Origin of the sequence: Aerococcus viridans (assembly GCF_002871935.1) — a bacterium.
Taxonomy (GTDB): Bacteria; Bacillota; Bacilli; order Lactobacillales; family Aerococcaceae; genus Aerococcus; species Aerococcus viridans_B.
In genome coordinates this window covers 37,431-55,817 of the sequence record NZ_PNHQ01000012.1, presented here as the reverse complement: position 1 = coordinate 55,817, position 18,387 = coordinate 37,431, and the positions used below count along the sequence as shown (strand labels likewise).

The 18,387-nt window shown below is 37.7% G+C and carries 17 protein-coding genes and 2 tRNA genes; 13 read left to right on the top strand and 6 right to left on the bottom strand.

Annotation, left to right across the window (positions count from 1 at the left end):
* Positions 1–176 precede the first annotated feature (176 nt).
* The 8 genes from CJ191_RS05945 (at position 177) to yidD (ending at position 6,468) form a co-directional block, all read left to right on the top strand.
* Complete coding sequence (locus CJ191_RS05945) at positions 177–1,277, top strand: aminotransferase class V-fold PLP-dependent enzyme (protein ID WP_374754469.1); 1,101 nt, start codon at positions 177–179, stop codon at positions 1,275–1,277.
* A 101-nt stretch (positions 1,278–1,378) separates the two neighbouring features.
* Entirely contained in the window at positions 1,379–2,302 is a 924-nt protein-coding gene (locus tag CJ191_RS05940; RefSeq protein ID WP_070467110.1) for a LysR family transcriptional regulator, read from the top strand.
* A 42-nt stretch (positions 2,303–2,344) separates the two neighbouring features.
* Complete coding sequence (locus tag CJ191_RS05935) at positions 2,345–3,724, top strand: L-cystine transporter (protein WP_070467106.1); 1,380 nt, start codon at positions 2,345–2,347, stop codon at positions 3,722–3,724.
* Positions 3,725–4,051: 327 nt separating this feature from the next.
* Positions 4,052–4,630 carry an alkaline shock response membrane anchor protein AmaP gene (gene amaP / locus CJ191_RS05930; RefSeq protein WP_070467104.1) on the top strand — a complete coding sequence of 193 codons (579 nt, stop codon included), beginning with the start codon at positions 4,052–4,054 and terminating at the stop codon, positions 4,628–4,630.
* A gap of 14 nt (positions 4,631–4,644) precedes the next feature.
* Positions 4,645–4,866, top strand: a complete 222-nt coding sequence (locus CJ191_RS05925) for a DUF2273 domain-containing protein (RefSeq protein WP_070467102.1) — start codon at positions 4,645–4,647, stop codon at positions 4,864–4,866.
* Between the two features lie 107 nt (positions 4,867–4,973).
* On the top strand, positions 4,974–5,435 hold the full coding sequence (locus tag CJ191_RS05920) for an Asp23/Gls24 family envelope stress response protein (RefSeq protein ID WP_070467101.1): 462 nt from the start codon (positions 4,974–4,976) through the stop codon (positions 5,433–5,435).
* Between the two features lie 135 nt (positions 5,436–5,570).
* Entirely contained in the window at positions 5,571–6,143 is a 573-nt protein-coding gene (locus CJ191_RS05915) for a DJ-1 family glyoxalase III (RefSeq protein ID WP_102199274.1), read from the top strand.
* Between the two features lie 7 nt (positions 6,144–6,150).
* Entirely contained in the window at positions 6,151–6,468 is a 318-nt protein-coding gene (gene yidD, locus CJ191_RS05910) for a membrane protein insertion efficiency factor YidD (protein ID WP_102199273.1), read from the top strand.
* Between the two features lie 262 nt (positions 6,469–6,730).
* Here the strand turns inward: yidD and CJ191_RS05905 are convergent, their stop codons facing one another.
* The 6 genes from CJ191_RS05905 to cdaA all read right to left on the bottom strand — a co-directional run bounded on the left by CJ191_RS05905 (position 6,731) and on the right by cdaA (position 13,598).
* The gene (locus CJ191_RS05905; protein WP_070467099.1) at positions 6,731–6,988 is read right to left on the bottom strand and encodes a kinase to dihydroxyacetone kinase; all 258 of its coding nucleotides are present in this window, start codon (positions 6,986–6,988) and stop codon (positions 6,731–6,733) included.
* 19 nt (positions 6,989–7,007) lie between these two features.
* Positions 7,008–8,123 carry an NAD(P)/FAD-dependent oxidoreductase gene (locus CJ191_RS05900; protein ID WP_102199272.1) on the bottom strand — a complete coding sequence of 372 codons (1,116 nt, stop codon included), beginning with the start codon at positions 8,121–8,123 and terminating at the stop codon, positions 7,008–7,010.
* Positions 8,113–9,231, bottom strand: coding sequence for an ammonium transporter (locus tag CJ191_RS05895; protein ID WP_102199271.1), 1,119 nt, complete (start codon positions 9,229–9,231; stop codon positions 8,113–8,115). The genes CJ191_RS05900 and CJ191_RS05895 overlap by 11 nt, the downstream gene beginning before the upstream one ends.
* A gap of 706 nt (positions 9,232–9,937) precedes the next feature.
* Positions 9,938–11,302, bottom strand: coding sequence for a phosphoglucosamine mutase (gene glmM, locus CJ191_RS05890; protein WP_102199270.1), 1,365 nt, complete (start codon positions 11,300–11,302; stop codon positions 9,938–9,940).
* Between the two features lie 141 nt (positions 11,303–11,443).
* Positions 11,444–12,754, bottom strand: a complete 1,311-nt coding sequence (locus CJ191_RS05885) for a CdaR family protein (protein WP_102199269.1) — start codon at positions 12,752–12,754, stop codon at positions 11,444–11,446.
* Complete coding sequence (cdaA, locus tag CJ191_RS05880) at positions 12,747–13,598, bottom strand: diadenylate cyclase CdaA (RefSeq protein ID WP_257994134.1); 852 nt, start codon at positions 13,596–13,598, stop codon at positions 12,747–12,749. Before cdaA ends, CJ191_RS05885 begins: the two co-directional genes overlap by 8 nt.
* 135 nt (positions 13,599–13,733) lie before the next feature.
* Here cdaA and CJ191_RS05875 point away from each other — a divergent pair, with 135 nt between their 5' ends.
* The 5 genes from CJ191_RS05875 to glmS all read left to right on the top strand — a co-directional run bounded on the left by CJ191_RS05875 (position 13,734) and on the right by glmS (position 18,304).
* On the top strand, positions 13,734–14,498 hold the full coding sequence (locus CJ191_RS05875; RefSeq protein WP_070467092.1) for a pseudouridine synthase: 765 nt from the start codon (positions 13,734–13,736) through the stop codon (positions 14,496–14,498).
* Positions 14,499–14,613: 115 nt separating this feature from the next.
* Positions 14,614–14,694: transfer RNA gene (locus tag CJ191_RS05870), tRNA-Tyr, on the top strand.
* Positions 14,695–14,700: 6 nt separating this feature from the next.
* A tRNA-Gln gene (locus tag CJ191_RS05865) sits at positions 14,701–14,772 on the top strand.
* Between the two features lie 573 nt (positions 14,773–15,345).
* The gene (locus tag CJ191_RS05860; protein ID WP_102199267.1) at positions 15,346–16,023 is read left to right on the top strand and encodes a LysM peptidoglycan-binding domain-containing protein; all 678 of its coding nucleotides are present in this window, start codon (positions 15,346–15,348) and stop codon (positions 16,021–16,023) included.
* A 469-nt stretch (positions 16,024–16,492) separates the two neighbouring features.
* Positions 16,493–18,304 (top strand): glutamine--fructose-6-phosphate transaminase (isomerizing), encoded by a 1,812-nt coding sequence (gene glmS, locus CJ191_RS05855; protein ID WP_102199266.1) that lies wholly within the window; start codon positions 16,493–16,495, stop codon positions 18,302–18,304.
* Positions 18,305–18,387: the final 83 nt, after the last annotated feature.

Sequence of the window (18,387 nt, the reverse complement as noted above, 5' to 3'; positions counted from 1 at the left end):
AGCTTAATCGTTGATGGCCCTTTTTCTCTGGAGAAGATGGCGAATATTTGTTATTAGTGTGTTCGTTAATAGCGAACAATACCGTTCACATATTCATAAATTTTAATCATTGAAACCATGTTATGATTGGGAAAAGCGATGACGGAATTTAATTGAATTTTAATAGAAGGACGGTAATGATAATGACGAAACGACATATTGAAACTTTGCTAGCTCAAATTGGTAACCGTAGTGACAAACTTTATGGTGCGATTAATACGCCTCTATATTTTTCAACGGCATATAAACACCCTGGTTTAGGGGAATCAACCGGATACGACTATACGCGTACAGCCAATCCAACTCGTGACGTCTTGCAAGAAGCAATTGCCGTTTTGGAGAATGGGGAACAAGGATTCGCCACTTCATCAGGTATGGCAGCGATTCAGCTAGTCATTGAAGGGTTATTATCGCATGGAGATACAGTGGTTACGCTACAAGATTTATATGGGGGTTCATATCGTTACTTTCATCATATGGAGGAGAAAGGTTTCTACAACTTTACTTACTGTTTAACAGAGGATGAAGTGTATACAGAGATTGAAAAAGGACCTCAATTAGTCTTCATCGAAACGCCTACCAATCCTATGATGGTGGAATTTGATATTGCAGAAATTTCTAAACGCGCACATGCAGTAGGTGCTATTGTGGTGGTAGACAATACTTTCTACACGCCTATTATTCAACGACCACTAGAAGAAGGTGCGGACGTTGTGCTTCATTCAGCAACCAAATATATTGGGGGCCATAATGATGTGTTAGGTGGTTTAGTTGCGAGTAAAGGTCAAGAAATCAATGAAAAATTAGCCTTCCAATTAAATACAACTGGGGCAACTTTAGATCCCTTTGCCTGTTGGTTGATCATCCGTGGGCTAAAAACGTTAGCGGTTCGCTTGCAACAACATGAAAAAAATGCCAAAGCTATAGTGGCAGCGTTACAGGAACATCCTACAATTGAGCAGGTTTATTATTCTGGACGTGGTGGTATGGTAACATTCGCAGTGAAAGATGCAAGCATTATCCGAGATGCTTTAAATAGCTTAAAGATTTTTACTTTTGCAGAGAGTTTAGGTGGTGTTGAGAGTTTAATTACTTATCCAGAAACACAAACGCATGCGGATATTCCAACTGAATTACGAGCACAGTATGGTCTAACTGATAAGGTTTTACGGATCTCAACTGGGATTGAAAATAGTGATGATTTAGTGGCCGATATTAAACAAGCATTTAGCGTCTAAAAAAGCTGTTGCCTGTGAGCAGTAATAGTGAAAAACGAATTTGATTAGTGTAATATAGGGAATTGTGAGTGTAGTAGTTCACAAGGGAAGGATGGAAAGCCATGAACTTTCAAAAACTAAAATATGCTGTTGTTGTCGCTGATAGCGGATCATTTCGTGAGGCAGCGAGACGGCTGTTCATGGCGCAATCTTCTTTATCAACAGCCATTCGTGAGTTAGAAGAAATGTATGATCTACAAATCTTCGAACGTACAAAACGCGGTATTTTCATTACTGAAGAGGGTAGCGAATTCTTATCTTATGCCCGCGATGTCTTGTCGCAGGTGTCGGTGATGGAGAATCGTTATTTAGATGCCGACCGAAAAAAACTGTTTTCTGTATCTAGTCAGCACTATGACTTTGTATCAGAAGCTTTTGCGGTATTAGTTGCGAATGATGAAGATCGCGCCCACCATTATCGTTTATTAGAAACCTCAACAACTGATGTCATGGAAAATGTGAAAAATGCTTATTCTGAAATTGGCATTTTATACATGAATGCTTATAATCAAAAGGTCATTAAGCAATACCTAAACCACAATGAGTTGAGCTATACAGAGATTGGGGCCTTTCAACCCCATGTTTTTGTTGGTAAACAACATCCCTTAGCAGGTAGAGAAAGCCTAACCCAAGCAGAGTTGCTGGCCTATCCATCTGTTACCTTCGAACAGACACAAGGTTCCTCAGCCCAATTAACTGAGGAGGCGTTGGACTTGGGAGAGGACTCTACACAATCAACCATTTACGTTAGCGACCGGGCAACTTCGATTAATGTCTTAGTAAAAACCGATGCTATCCTAGTGGGTACAGGTATTTTAACTTCGCCATTTCGCAATATGATGACCACAATTCCTATTACAGATGTTGAAGAGAACCATATTATTTATATTCAAAATAAATACCGTAAACTTTCTAGTGAAGCTGAACGATTCATTGGCATTTTGAATGACCAGTTAAGCGACGTGATTGGATCTGTTGGTCAATAACCAACACAATATCTTTATCAAAATTTAGGAGGAAGACAATAAATGGCAGTCATTATTACTTTAGCTATTTTTGTACTTGTATTGTTATTCTTAAACCGTTTAGCAGGGAAACACGTGAAATATTCAAATCGTGTCTTTATCGGATTAGGCATCGGGATTGTTTTTGGTATTATTATGCAATTACTTTTTGGTTCCGATTCAAGTACAACCACAACAATTTTAGATTGGGTCAACATCGTTGGGAATGGATACGTATCCTTCCTACAAATGCTGGTTGTACCTTTAATTTTTGTGTCACTAGTCCGTGCTTTTACACGTGTTGAAGGGGAACAGAATTTGGGCAAAATTGGTTTCAATGTCCTATCTGTTCTAATTGTTACGGTAGCAATTGCTTCCTTTATCGGTTTATCAACTGCCTTGTTATTCAACTTAGATGGTGCAGAATTTACCCAGGGGGCAGCTGAAACAGCTAGAATCGCTTATATCCAAGAGCGTCAAGCGGAAATTGCTGATACAACCTTACCACAACAAATTCTGTCCTTTATTCCAACTAATATCTTTGAAGACCTAGCGGGATTACGTCAATCAAGTAATATCGCAGTAGTCATCTTCTCAGCTATCGTTGGCGTGGCTTATCTAGGTATCGCTAGAAAGCATCCAGAAGAAGCTTCTTATTTTAAGAAAATGATTGATATGTTAGATGCTATTGTCTCACGCATCGTGACATTAGTATTAAGAATGGCGCCTTATGGTATCTTCGCCTTAATGGTTAAAGCTATGGCATCATCAAGCTTCCAAGCCTTGTTAAACATGGCTACATTCGTCATCGCAGCTTATGTAGCGATGATTATCATGTTTGCAATCCACGCAGTGATTTTAGCAGGGTTCAAGGTAAACCCAATCAACTATTTCAAGAAAGCTTCTAGTGTATTAGGATTTGCCTTTACCTCACGTTCAAGTGGTGGGGCATTACCAATGAATATCCAAACCCAAACGGAAGCCTTAGGTGTTGAAGATGCAACAGCTAACTTCGCGGGTACTTTTGGTTTATCTATTGGACAAAATGGTTGTGCAGGTATCTACCCAACAATGCTAGTAGCAATCGTTGCGCCAACAGTTGGTATGGATTTATCTGATCCAATGGTTTGGTTAACCATTATTGGTACAGTGATTATTTCATCATTTGGTGTAGCCGGTGTCGGAGGTGGTGCAACATTCGCATCGTTAATCGTATTTGGTACGTTAGGTTTACCAGTAGAAATCATTGGATTAATGGTATCTATTGAACCTATCGTTGATATGGGTCGTACAGCCTTAAATGTAAATGATTCTATATTAGCGGGTGTTGTAACTTCAAAACGTTTAGGTACCCTAAATGAAGAAATTTTCAATAACCCAGAAGCACAAATCGAAGTGAATTAATTAAAAAAGCAGGTGAGACAAAAGTCGTTTAGAAGGACGCACTGTACCAAAAGCCGAATAATAACGACATGTTATTGGCGCATTTTGGGAAGTATCGCGGACATGCTGACTTTTGAAACTCGATGATAAACATTCTTATATAGCAAAGAGAGGCTGAGACTTGTTTTGTCCCAGCCTCATTTTTATATCATATAACCTCTTTAATTAGACATAGAAAAGCTTTTGTTTCGTATTCGAATTATCGTGCGAATTATTTGAATTGTCATAACTTTTATTGTAATCTATAGATAATCATCTATAGTGTATAAACAAATTAGGAGGGATCTGATGGGTGGTTTTAGAAGGTTTCTACAAATTATCTTAACCTTATTCGGCTTGGTTACTTTATTATTTGCCATTGCGCTATTTTACCCAATTCAATACCTAACACCTTTCGTAAAAGATACTATATTAGGCAATACTTATGGTCAATGGGCTATGATAGCTGGTTTAGCCTTTGTAGCTTTAGTTGTATTAGTTGTTTTTCTGCAAGCTGTTGTGGCACCTGCGAAACGTGACCACTTAGAAGTGAAAACAGATGCTGGTGTGTTAAGTTTTACCAAGCACTCTGTTGAAGATACAGCAGTTCGTGCTAGTCAACGGGTAGCAGGGGTAAGATTTCCTGAAGCCAAGGTACGTTTCGGTAAACGACCAGAAGATACCAAAGTGAAAGTTGTCTTTCAGGTAGAAGAAGCGGCGAATGTGATTGATCTAGCTAGTCGGGTACAAGAACGTGTTCGTGATACTGTCTCTGTTTCATTGGGCATTCCCGTAGAAGATGTCAATGTAAAAGTCAATCAAATTGACCGCAGTGTCGTAGTTGCTGAAAAACAAGCGAAACAAAAAGCGATACCACGTGTGCAATAAGGAGGAGGGATAATATGTCAGAACGAAACAAACAAGAAGAACGTGCGATTTGGCGCCAATATAAAGGGCGGATTATCGGCTTATTATCAGCCTTTATTTTTGCACTGCTTTGGGTAGTCTTTAGTTTTGGGACTGCTTTACTGGTCTTCATTATCGCAGCAATCGGCTTTGTGGTAGGTGCATACTTTGATGGACAAGTGGATTTACGTGCTTGGTTACGATTTTTCATGAAGTAAATGAAGGGTTATCGGTTGATAATCAAAAATATCCACGTTATCATTAACTTATAGGTTATTATGAAGTTGGTTGGGTGACCAACCTAAATATTAGGAGGAATTAAATTATGGTTGAAACAAACGAACAAGTAAAACACGAAAATAATTTAGCTTTTGAACCTCGCGTGTTAGAACGCATTGCGAATAACTCAGTTCAAGATATTGATGGCATTTTAGAGTTAAAAGGAAATTTCACATCTGGTGTGAAAAGCTTCTTCTCTTCTGAAGATGATCAAACAAAAGGTGTGAATGCTGAAGTAGGTAGCAAAGAAGTAGCTATCGACTTAGAAGTCATTGCTGAATATGGCAAAAATATTCCTGCAGCCTTTGACAAAACAATTGAAAAAGTCAAAGCAAATGTTGAAAAAATGACTGGTTTAAAAGTTGTTGAAGTAAACATGAATGTTAACGATGTGATGACTCGTGCAGATTATCAACAACAACAAACTGAAGAAGAACGTAAACGTGCAGAAGAACGCCGTCGTGCCCACCAAAATGGTGAGTATACAGATGGTTCAAGAGTACAATAATTACTAACATACAAGGATACCTAGTATCTATTACCATGTGTAGGAGGGTCGACCAAGTGTCGATCCTTTTCTTATTCATAAAATTTAGGTAAAATAGAGAAAGCAAACCGTGCAGATTAAACTGGAGGGGTTAAGATGAACACAATGATTTTACTAGGTGAAGGTTACGAAGAAGTCGAAGCAATTACAGTTATTGATTATCTACGTCGGGCAGCAATCCCAATAGATATCATATCTATCAACGAAACCCTATCAACAATTGGTGACCATGGTATTGAGATTATGGCAGATAAACTGCTAGATGATATTGATACAGACCGCTATGATATGGTCATTACACCAGGTGGACGCCCAGGTGCAGAGAAATTGGCCAAGGATAAAAGAGTAACTGACTTGATTGCTAAACAAGTAGCGAACGATAAATATGTTTCGAGTATTTGTGCTTCACCAATCGTGCTTGAAGCAGCAGGCATCACAAAAGACTTGGAAGGGACATGCTACCCAGGCTTTGAAGACCAAGTACATTACAAAACCTTCCATGAAGACATCACCTACTACGATGAAAACTATAAAGTATTGACCTCACGGGGACCAGCTACAGCAGTTTATTTTGCCTTGGACATTATACGAATACTAAAAGGTGACGCTAAAGCGCAAGAGATTGCTGATGGTTTATTATTACCAATGGTTGAAGGGAAAAAGGGGTAAACGTATTATGGCTGACAAACCCCTGGTAAAAATGGTGCGGGGTTACCAAAAGTATATTTCTCCAATGTTTCCCCCAACTTGTCGCTACTACCCATCGTGTTCCACTTATATGATACAAGCAATCAGTAAACATGGCACATTCAAGGGTGCAGTTATGGGCACAGCGCGTATTATTCGTTGTAACCCAATGGTGCCAGGAGGGCTAGATCCAGTACCAGACCATTTCACTTTACGTCGCAACCGTGAAGAAATGTCTGATGAAGACCGGGCATATTTAATTGCACAAATGGAGAAACATGACCACCACCATCATGAAGTAGAATAACAGAAAAACGTGGTAAGAAAACTTTTTGCAGCAATAGGCAACAGTTAGTGAATAAAAAGAAGGTGAGACAAAAGTCGTTTAGCATTGACGTACTGGACCAAAAGACGAACAATAATGAAATATTATTGGAGACATTTGGGAAGTATCGGACAATACTGACTTTTGGAACCCAATGATAAACGTTCTTATATAGCAAAGAGAGGCTGAGACATTTTTGTCCCAGCCTCTCTTTTATAAGAAATGATGTCAATTGGTAGTTGTATTAGCCTTTTTTACCTGCGGCTTGTCTGAACATATTCTCTACAACAATATCAAATATTTCTCCAATACTACTTCCATAAGTTAGCAAATCTCCAGGTTTGTTGGTATGAAAGTGTATTTTAATAAGATTTTCATCACCAACAACGAGCAGGCAATCACCTTGAAATTGCGCTTGTATCGTTTCTTGGATAGCTTGTTTGGATAAGTTTTCTCCTTCAATCAAAAATTGTGTATCGTATCGGAAGTTACCTAAATCCATTATGATTCTCCTTTCATTTTTAGCAAACGCAATCTGTACCGCAATCTGAAAGATCGTCTAAGTACATTTGATTATCGATGTAGTACTGTAACATGTCTTGGTCAAGGTCAATATTTTCTCTTGCAGCGATTTCATCAGCTATGACGGCAAAACGTTGTCTGTATTTGTAAATGTAGCATAGGATAACGCCTTCATGTTCAACTTGCGGTCCGACCATAAATAAGTTTGGATATATGGTTGATTCATCTATATGATTTAGAACAGGTCTTTGATTAGATTCCTCAAAGAGGTGTTTGATTAAGGGTGATTGAATTGTGGCAAATCCTGTAGCTAGAATGGGTTGTGCGATAGAATGGTAAATATTATTGTTGCTATCGACCATTTGGTAACCTTGTTCACTTTTAATAATGTTTTGTATCCTTACACCTCTCTGTATTTGAATCCAGTCTTTAAATTCTTCATACCGATTTCTTGTATAAATAGAAAGTCCCAAGCTTGGATCTGATGAAGTGGAATCAATTCCTGTGCTATCTGTATAGATAATCGATTTCTTTTTATTTTTAGCTAAATTGATTGCAGCATCAAAACCAGATTCGTTACCACCAATTATGGCATATGTATCTGTATCAGTTAGTTTGCTATAGTCCCCAAGACCTGTATAGTGAATACCCAGTTCACCACCCTTGATACCATTGATATTTGGGAAATGAAAATCACCAAGTGCAATAATTAAGTATTTAGACTTATATACTTCGTGGTTGCTAGCTAATAGATAGCCATCTTTGGTATAGAGAATTTCTTTAATTTCTTCATTTGTATAAATAGGCAAATTAAAATGCTGTGCGACTTCTGTAAGGTAGGCTGCGTACATTTTTCCAGATGGATGTTCATTATTGCTGAAATAACCCGGTGACGTATCAGGTGTGATAGCATTCAAATCTGGAAATCCAAAACCATTCGTATTAAAAGATGGGGAAATAAAATGGGTGCTAGATGGCCACTTTCTAAAAGAAGCACCAACCTGGCCTTTATCAATGACTTGTATATCTTCAATTCCTAACCTTTTTAATGTAGTTGCCATACCGATACCAGCGGCACCTGCCCCTAAAATGGTTACTAATGCATTATTCATCATTCATTGCCTTCTTTCTATTAAAATAAAGATTTGTGATAAACATACTTATTTTTGTCCCGATATAGGTAATTAATACCGTAACAGCTAGGGCCATTACTTGCACAATTAAGAATTCATTACTGTGCCAGTCGAAAATAAAACCAACTTGACCATTTGGTGTAAATGAAGGATCGGCAAAAAGGGCTAATCCTATTGTTCCTACTATGCCACCGATTGCATTTAGGATAAATGAATCAACAGGATCGTCAATCTGACTAATATTTCTTAAATGACATACAATTACACCGCTAAATAGGGTTACACCTAACATGGTGATCGGCGATACGTAACCGACAAGTGCCGTCGAGGTTACCAAACCTACCGTCATACCCGTTAATAAATCATCGATGGCCACTTTTTCCCTTTGAACCAGTAGAAATCCTAGGGCACTACTAAAAATAGCGAGCATGGTATTCAAGATGATTAACCCCATACTTGTATCAAGTGCTTCTAATGAGCCTAAATTAAAACCAAACCAACCAAAACAAATCAATATCGTGGCCATATAGTTGGGACTATAATCACTAAAGCGTTCTGGCACATCTTTTGATGTTAGAGGTGGATAATGCGTTAAAAGTAAGCTAGTGAGTCCAGCAGAAACGTGGACAACCATACCTCCTGAGAAATCTATAGCTCCCATTTGATTTAAAAATCCGTTATCATTCCATAATAAAAAGGTGAGTGGTACATAAACGAATAATAACCAAAGTGGCGTAAAGATGATAAAGAAGGGCCAGGTTACTTTATGAATTAAAGTACCGATAAACATACCTACCGCATATAAAAAGAAACATCCCTGTAAAAGGATAGATAGTATAAGATCAATATCACCAGCTTGTATTAAAGAGAAATAGTTTGAAATACTATCAAAATAGCCATTTCCCTGAAAAGATAAGACATAGCCAAATAGAAACCATGCTAAAAAAGCCACCGTCAGGCCAATTGTGGTCATGACTAAAGTGTCAGAAACTTTACTTTCCTCACTACTGCTAGCATATAGAATAGGTACGCTAAATAGCATTGGCCACATAATAATGACACAAATGACTATAAATAAATAGTTAGACATTTTTATCCTCCTTTTTTGTAAATCGTAATCGTTACGATTTACCCCCCATGTAGCGTATATTACGCATTAAATAAAATGATGTCAATATTTTTTTATATGAAAATATAGTCATCAATCCCTATGCTTAATAAGGGAAGAGAAAAAAGTCTTGTGGAAAGCTGGTATGAATGAGTACTTTTAGACAGGAAAAAGGATCGCGATATTTTCATCACGACCCTAGTCTAATAATGTTTATTTGAATATATTTTTTATGAAAAAAGCACAAAAATAGCGTATGGCAATTGCCATACGCTATTTCACCTTGTTAATAAGGATAGTCACATTCTAAACAAGTATGTGGCTATCCTTGTTTAGTTGAGTTCGTCAGAGCAACTAAGCGTCCGCTTCAGAATAATTTGCAGCTGATTGCATCAGCCACTACATTAGTCTTCCAGTGTTGTTGAGCTAAGCGGTCTCGCTCGCACCTTGTTTAGTTGAGCTCCAAATGTCAGACTCGTGCCACTTCAGAAATAAGCTACGTGATGTGCCATCACTACGTTTATTTCTTCCACTGTTACGAGTCTAAGCGACATTTGTCACATCCTGTTAATCGGGTTCTACAAACCAGAAATGACTGCGTTTCAGATTAGTTTGTAACTGACTGCGTCAGTCACTACACTAATCTTCCAACGGTTCATTTCTAAACGGTTTGTGTCACACCTTGTTTTTATTCTACGCCGAATTCTTTGCTTACTTGGTCTGCGATTCGTTTTGCATAGTTGTATGCTTCTTCGTCTGTTTGTGCTTCTACCATAACACGTAATAGGTTCTCTGTTCCTGAAGGGCGTACTAAGATACGGCCGTTGCCGTCCATTTCTGTGTTCACTTCATCAATAACTTGTTGTACAGTAGCGGAGTTCATTGCTTCTGTTTTACCTTCACGTGTTACACGTACGTTGATTAATTCTTGTGGGTAAGTCTTCATTTCGCTAGCTAGTTCAGATAATTTTTTGCCTGAAGTTTTTAATACATGTAGTAATTGTACTGCTGATAAAAGACCGTCACCTGTGTTGTTGTAGTCCATAAAGATAATGTGACCTGATTGTTCCCCACCAAGGTTGTAACCATGTTCACGCATTTCTTCCACTACATAACGGTCACCAACTTTTGTTTGTGGTGCTTTCATGCCAGCTTCTTCAACAGCTTTGTGGAAGCCAAGGTTAGACATTACAGTCGATACAATTGTTTGATCATTTAATTTACCACGTTCGTTCAAGTATTTACCACAGATGAACATGATTTGATCACCGTCTACAAGGTTTCCTTCTTCATCAACTGCTAAACAGCGGTCGCCATCACCGTCGAAAGCCACACCAACATCAGCACCTGTTTCTTTTACAAGGGCTTGTAATTTCTCAATATGTGTTGAACCGACACCGTCGTTGATGTTGATACCATCTGGAGAAGTTGCCATGGTTGTAAAATCAGTACCTAAGTCAGCGAATAAACGGTTTACTAATGGAGAAGTTGCACCATTCGCGCCATCAACTGCTACTTTAATACCTGACAAGTCACCTGAGATAGTTGATGATAAGAATTCAAGGTATTTACCAACTGCACCAGGGTTAGCGATTACTGTTCCTAATCCTTCAGCTGAAGGGCGAGGTAAAGTATCTTTCTCTTGGTCTAATAAAGCTTCAATTTCTTCTTCTTGAGCATCAGATAATTTAAAACCATCGCTACCGAAGAATTTAATCCCATTATCTGGAGCAGGGTTATGGCTTGCTGAAATCATAACACCAGCAGTTGCGCCAGAAGTACGAGTTAAATAAGATACAGCTGGAGTTGTAATAACGCCTAATTGTTGCACTTCAATTCCTACTGATAATAAACCAGCAGTTAATGCTTGTTCTAATAATTGTCCTGAAATACGTGTATCACGGGCAACTAGAACGCGTGGATGTTCTACTTCTTCTGGTGCATGTTGCATTAACACGTGACCACCAAAACGACCCAATTTAAATGCTAATTCTGGTGTTAATTCTTCATTCGCTAAACCACGAACCCCATCAGTACCAAAATATTTTCTCATAATTTACTCCTTTGTTTTCGAAAGTGACTATCGATTTTCTTGTCGATTTCGTAATAGTATAACATTTTCTGTTTTATATTCAAAAGTCATAGATATATTTCTTGTCTAGAAAAAAGGCAATCTAGTTTACACTGGTTAATACTAGAAAAAACTAGCTAAAAAAGCAAGTATTCCATTAAACATATTTGCGCTAGGAGAGCCATTGACGCTTTCTGAGCTAGTTGAATGTATTTGGTCAGCTTGGACATTGCTGTTACCGTTTTGCAAGTGATCATTAACCCCCGTTATAACGCTTACCTCGCTACTACTAGAACTATTGCTTTCACCAGTATCACTACCACTGTCGGTATTTTCTTCAATGCTTGATTCTGTACTATTACTGGTATTTTCAGAACTAGTGGTAGATTCTGCATCACGCTCGTTTAAAGAGGTGTCTGAACTAGCATTATCTTCGCTTCTACTTGAAGAAGTACTAGAAGTTGAGGAAGACTCGTTATGAGTTGGGACTACTTGGACCCGGACGCTAGAAGGGTTTGCACTTGTTACGCCATCAGGTAGTACGATAGGGGCATCAATAGTTGTTGTTGAAGTAATAGATGACACATCAACTGTCGCTGTCACGCTATTCGTATTATTTATAGTAGCGTAATCACCTGATAAAATCGTATTTTCATTGTCTAAAATAGTGGTTTCATATGAATAACCATCTCTACCATTGATGACATTGGCCTCAATAGGTACGGACACGCCTTCAGGTGAAACTTGTACGGTTACATCTACTTCACTTGGGTCAGTATTGATATTTAAGATATCACCATTGGCATTTTCTGTGATAACAGTTGCTGTTGTGGTATAGTCTTCGGAAAGGTTATCAGGAATGTTGACTACTGTATAAACACGACGAACATTTTCAATATCAGAAGTAGAACCTGTAAGTGTTACGCTGTCTTGGCTCAAGCTAACATCTGTAATTTCGTACCCATCTGCCACAGCGGATTCATTGGACATTTCTACTTGAACAGGATATTCAGTAGTTTGCAAGGAATCGATTGAGATATTGACACTAGAAGGGGAAATTTCATAAGAAACTGCTTCTGAAACTTTATCTAATTGTAATTGAATATAATGAGACCCTTCGCCAAGATCTGTTAAATCTTCTGTAATGACACGGAAATTATCAGCTTCAAGTGTTTGTTCAATTAAGTTTTTCGGACCAGATAAACTAACAGATACTGTATCAGGTAACCCAGTCACATAATACTCATCTACGTTTCCTTCTATATAAACAGGCACATTATATATAGTTTCTGTCGTTGCTTCGCTTACATTCTGAAAGAAACTCACTGGATTTTCAGAATACTGCTCAGCTTTTACGTAGACAAACATTAAGATCGATAGGACTAGGGATAAAATCAACAGGGCAATGCGATTGTTGTAAAACTTATTAATCATCTGACTTGCCACCTCCTGTTAATTGGTTAAACCAGTTGGTTAAGAAATTATCATTTGTTTCTTCGTCAGAAATATTGATAAAGTTATCCGCTAGTATGGTGTACAGTTCATCTTGACTTAAATCGCGTGTAATCTCGCCACGTTCTGTAATCGAGATACCCCCCGTTTCCTCTGATACAACAATTGTAATCGCATCAGTGACTTCACTTAACCCTACTGCGGCTCTGTGTCTAGTGCCTAACTCTTTAGGAATTTCTGAGTTTTCTGAAAGAGGTAGGTATGAAGCAGCAGAGGTAATTTGTAAATCTTGGATGATAACTGCACCATCGTGAAGTGGTGTGTTTGGGATAAAAATATTGATGAGTAACTGTGATGAAATAGCTGAATCTAATCGAATACCGGTTGCGGCAAATTCATTTAGGGGTTGCGAACGTTGTAAGGAAATTAAAGCACCAATCCGTCGTTTACCCATATATTCGCAAGCTTCAACTAAATCGCGTACCATTTTTTCATTCGGGTTACGAGCACCAGTCCCACGTTTACCAGCAAAGAACTGTTGACCTAAATGATCTAATCCACGTCTGATTTCAGGTTGGAAAATAACAATCGCACCAACAACTGACCATTGGATGATATTATTCATAATCCAATCTACCGTTCTCAATTGAAAGAGCGTGGAAATAATCTTAATCAGCAAGAATATAAAAAAGCCATTTAAAATATTGAAAGCTTTCGTATTCTTTAAAATTTTCAAAAGCTGGTAGATAAACAACCAAACAATTAAAATATCAATAAGATTGAAAACATTTGTCCAGGAAATAATACTAGACCAATCTATTTGCATGCGTCTATCCTCCATTCTAATTTTTTCACTATAAAGTATACCATATCAGTCTTTTATCGATAGAAACATAAGACATATTTCCCAAAAATGTTTATAATAATAGCAATAAGTAATCTTGAGTGAAGGAGGGATGTCATGTTACTAGGACAATTGATTATGGATGCGAAACAAGTTACTCGAAAAGAAAGCAAGCGACTATTAAAAAAAGGTCTTGTGACTGTGGATCAAGTTGTAACTACTCAATTTGCTTCAGTTGTTGACCCTGCTTGGCACGTGATTACTGTAGACCAACAAGTCATTAGTAGTGATTTTGGCCATACCTATTACTTGGTACACAAACCAAAAGGATATCTGTCAGCTAATAAAGACCAACAATATCCAACGGTGATTGACTTGATTCAAACAACTGAAAATCCAGGAAATTTAGCCATAACCGGTCGTTTAGATAGAGACGCCCACGGGTTAGTTTTTGTTACTAATAATGGACAGCTTCACTACATCTTTCAACAACCAAAATTTGATATCCAAAAAACCTATCGGGTCACTGTAAATGGTCCAATTAATGAAAGAATGATTCAGCAATTTAAAGTTGGTATTGTCTTCGACGATGGGACTATCTGTAAGCCGGCAAAGCTTGAAATCATTTCGACTAGCTTGCAAACTTCCACTGCTTTAGTGACCATTTTAGAAGGACGCCGTCATCAAGTGAAGAAAATGTTTCTTGCTTGTGGTGTTAAAGTAACTGATTTATTTCGGGAGAAAATAGGTGAGTTAAGTATTGGGTATTTAGAGGAAGGAGACTATCGTCAACTTAAGAAATCAGAGATACAATATCTGAAAAATATTTTCCTTCTATATAATAGACGTAGAGAAAGTCATTATGAAGCCAATATTATCTGAGGTAAAAAAGTCTTGAATATTTTAAAATAAACTATTGAAATCTATCATATCTGATGATATACTACTTAAGTACGATATTTTTGAGAGGTTAATGCTCAAGGATACGTTGATATATGGAGGGATAGCGAAGTGGCCAAACGCAGCGGACTGTAAATCCGTTCCTTCGGGTTCGAAGGTTCAAATCCTTCTCCCTCCATTACATTGGGATATAGCCAAGCGGTAAGGCAACAGACTTTGACTCTGTCATTCGTTGGTTCGAATCCAGCTATCCCAGTAATATAAAACAAGAAGACTAGGCGAGCGCCTGGTCTTTTTTATTGATTTGAGATACGTAAATACCTGATAGCTTATCTAAATATTTGTATTATCTGATCTTTAAACAGCATATTTCGCAAATAATATAAGTTATGTTACAGAACTATTGCGAATTGACACAAATTTAAACGTGTATATATGGGGCTTCTGAGTAGTTTTGTTTATTTAATTCATAATAAAAACGTGTATTTTTCAAATAATTTGTCATAAATTGTAAAAAACATCACTCTTATCACTTTATATATATAACCTTAGCTTTATTCTGTTACAGAAATGTTACAAATTTACACAACGTTTTCAAAAATGCCAGATTTAATTTCAAGGCAGTTAAGAGGCTTTAACAGATACCTGATTTACATGACTAAAAAAAAAGCCTGTGCTAACATATTGCTTGTGGATGAGACAGGTGGTGTCCATCTAGAATATAGTCGCACAATATAGATGCGGTAAACAGCTTGTCATCAATAAGATGACAGCAGACAGTTAAAAATAAATTTAAAAGCAGTATTCTTATAAGGAGAGTATTATATCAATGAAATTGAACAAAATTATCTTAGGTACGTCATTTGCATTAGCAGGTTTATTCGCCGCTACAAACAACAACAACGTAGAAGCAGCTACTTGGTCTGCTCGTACAGTGGCTGAAGTTTCAGCTGATTTAGAAACTACAGATGATACAACGACTTCATACACTATTCAATATGGTGATACTTTAGCAGCTATCGCTAAAGCTTCTAACGTAAGTGTAGATGCATTAGTTGCCATCAATGACATTCAAAATGCTAACGTAATCTTCCCAGGAACTAAACTTTCATTTACAAAAGATGAAACAACTGGTGAAGTTAACGAAGTAACAGTAGAAGATGCTACAACTGAAGAAGCAACTACTTACGATGTAGCTGAAGAAGAAGTAACTGAAACAACTTATGAAGCACCAGCTGAAGAAACTTATGTAGCAGAAGAAACTACTGCTACAACTACTTCATACTCTAGCAATTCAGCTAAGGAAATCATCGCACAACGTGAGTCAGGTGGATCATACACTGCTACTAACGGTCAATACTATGGTCGTTACCAATTAAACCCTACATTAGTAGCTTACGGTGCATCTCCAGCTGAACAAGAAGCTGCCGCTGACAAATATGTTGCTGAACGTTATGGTTCATGGGAAGCTGCTTTAGCTTTCTGGGATGCAAACGGTTGGTACTAAGATAAAGTTTCTTCTATTATAGAAACCTTTATTTAAAATATATAGGAAAGAGTCAGGTTATTCCTGGCTCTTTTCGTATTTTTGCAATATAGTTAGCGGGTGACCTATATATCTTCTTAAGAGAAGGTTAAGTTATAGTCGTTGGCATCTAAAGTGGTTGACAATAACTTTTTGTATTTATAGAATGTAAAGAGCTATTACTTTTAATAAAATCCTAAACAGCTTTTTTAGGATAGCGCCAGGCTTGCTTAGCAAGTGACGAGGACTGAATTGATCGAAATATTCGGCGGATGATTCAGGGGTTGTACAATCCACAGGTGGGAAAAAAGTAAGGCAATCAATGATCTAGACCATCATTTTGCCTTATCAAATTACCGCCACGTACGTAGTAGCCAAATAAAAAATGCGATCAGACACCTATACGGATAGGGTCTAATTTTATGTCGCCAAATTAGGAGGAAACTGCAACATGTGTGGTATTGTAGGTTATATTGGAAATGGATCAGCTCAAGAGGTATTATTAAATGGTTTAGAGCGTTTAGAGTACCGTGGTTATGATTCAGCAGGTGTATACGTTGTCGATGGAAATGGTCAAAATGGTCATTTATTTAGAGAAGAAGGACGTATCGCTAAACTACAAAGTGAAGTAGACATGTCATTAGATGCCCATACAGGTATTGGACATACACGTTGGGCAACCCATGGTGAACCAAGTGTTCGCAATGCCCACCCACATCAATCTTCAACAGGTCGTTTCACATTAGTACATAACGGTGTTATCGAAAACTACCGTGAAATGAAAGAAGGCTACTTATCTGACGTGACTTTCCACTCAGATACAGATACAGAAGTAGCTGTTAACTTAATCGAACACTTTGCCCTTACTGAAGATTTGGATGCTGAAGCTGCGTTCTTAAAAGCTTTAAACATTATTGAGGGTTCATATGCATTTGCATTAATCGATTCAGCACAACCAGGTGTTGTATTTGCAGCGAAAAATAAATCGCCTTTATTAATTGGTAAAGGATCTGACTTCAATACAATCGTTTCTGATGCAATGGCATCAATTGATTTAACTGACCAATACGTTGAAATTCATGACGGCGAAATGGTTATTTTAACTGAAGAAAACGTTACAATTAAAGACTTAGCTGGCGAAACAATCGAACGTGCGCCATATACTGCACAATTAGATGCCAATGACTTAGATAAAGGGACATACCCTTACTACATGATTAAAGAAATCGATGAACAACCAGCTGTAATGCGTCGTATTATCCAAGAATATACAAACGATAATAACGAATTGACTGTTGATCAAGAAATTATTGACGCTATTAAAGCGAGTGACCGTATTTATATTATCGGTGCCGGTACTTCAATGCATGCAGGTTTAGTAGGTAAAAATATCATTGAGAAAATGGTAAATATCCCAGTTGAAGTGCATGTCGCATCTGAATTTGCTTACAATATGCCTGTATTAAGTGAAAAACCATTCTTTATTTACTTAACACAATCTGGTGAGACTGCAGATAGCCGTCAAGTATTGGTTCAAACGAATAAATTAGGCTATAAATCACTAACAATCACAAACGTCAAAGGTTCTACTTTATCACGTGAAGCTGATTACACCTTATTATTACATGCAGGTCCAGAAATCGCTGTAGCATCAACTAAAGCATATACTGGTCAAATTGCAGTAATGGCTGTATTAGCTGAAGCCTTACGTCGTGATTTAGGATTTGAAGCGCAATTCGATATGGAATATGAATTATCAATTATCGCTAACGCTATTCAAGTAATAATTGATGATAAAGATGAAATTCATGAATTAGCGACTGAATTATTCACTGATAAAGCAAGTGCCTTCTACATCGGTCGTGGAATTGACTACGAAGTCAGTCGTGAAGCTGCCTTGAAAGTAAAAGAGATTTCATATATCCAAGCTGAAGGTTTCGCTTCAGGTGAATTGAAACACGGTACAATCTCACTTATCGAAGATGGCACGCCAGTAATTGGTGTAATCACTCAAGAGAATACCGCTGCTCACTCTCGTGGTAATATTGAGGAAGTACGTTCTCGTGGAGCGAATACATTAATCATCTCTATGGAAGGATTAGACCGTGAAGGTGACGATATTGTCATCCCAGCAGTAGAACCATTGTTATCTGCACTTGTATCAGTCATTCCAACGCAATTACTAGCATACTATGCGTCACTAGACCGCGGTTTGGATGTAGATAAGCCACGTAACTTAGCGAAATCAGTAACAGTAGAATAAAACAGATGAATATAGCTTTTTTGAAGAGTAGTAGAGAAAACCTACTACTCTTTTTATAAACAAATAGCCTATGACAGACTTGG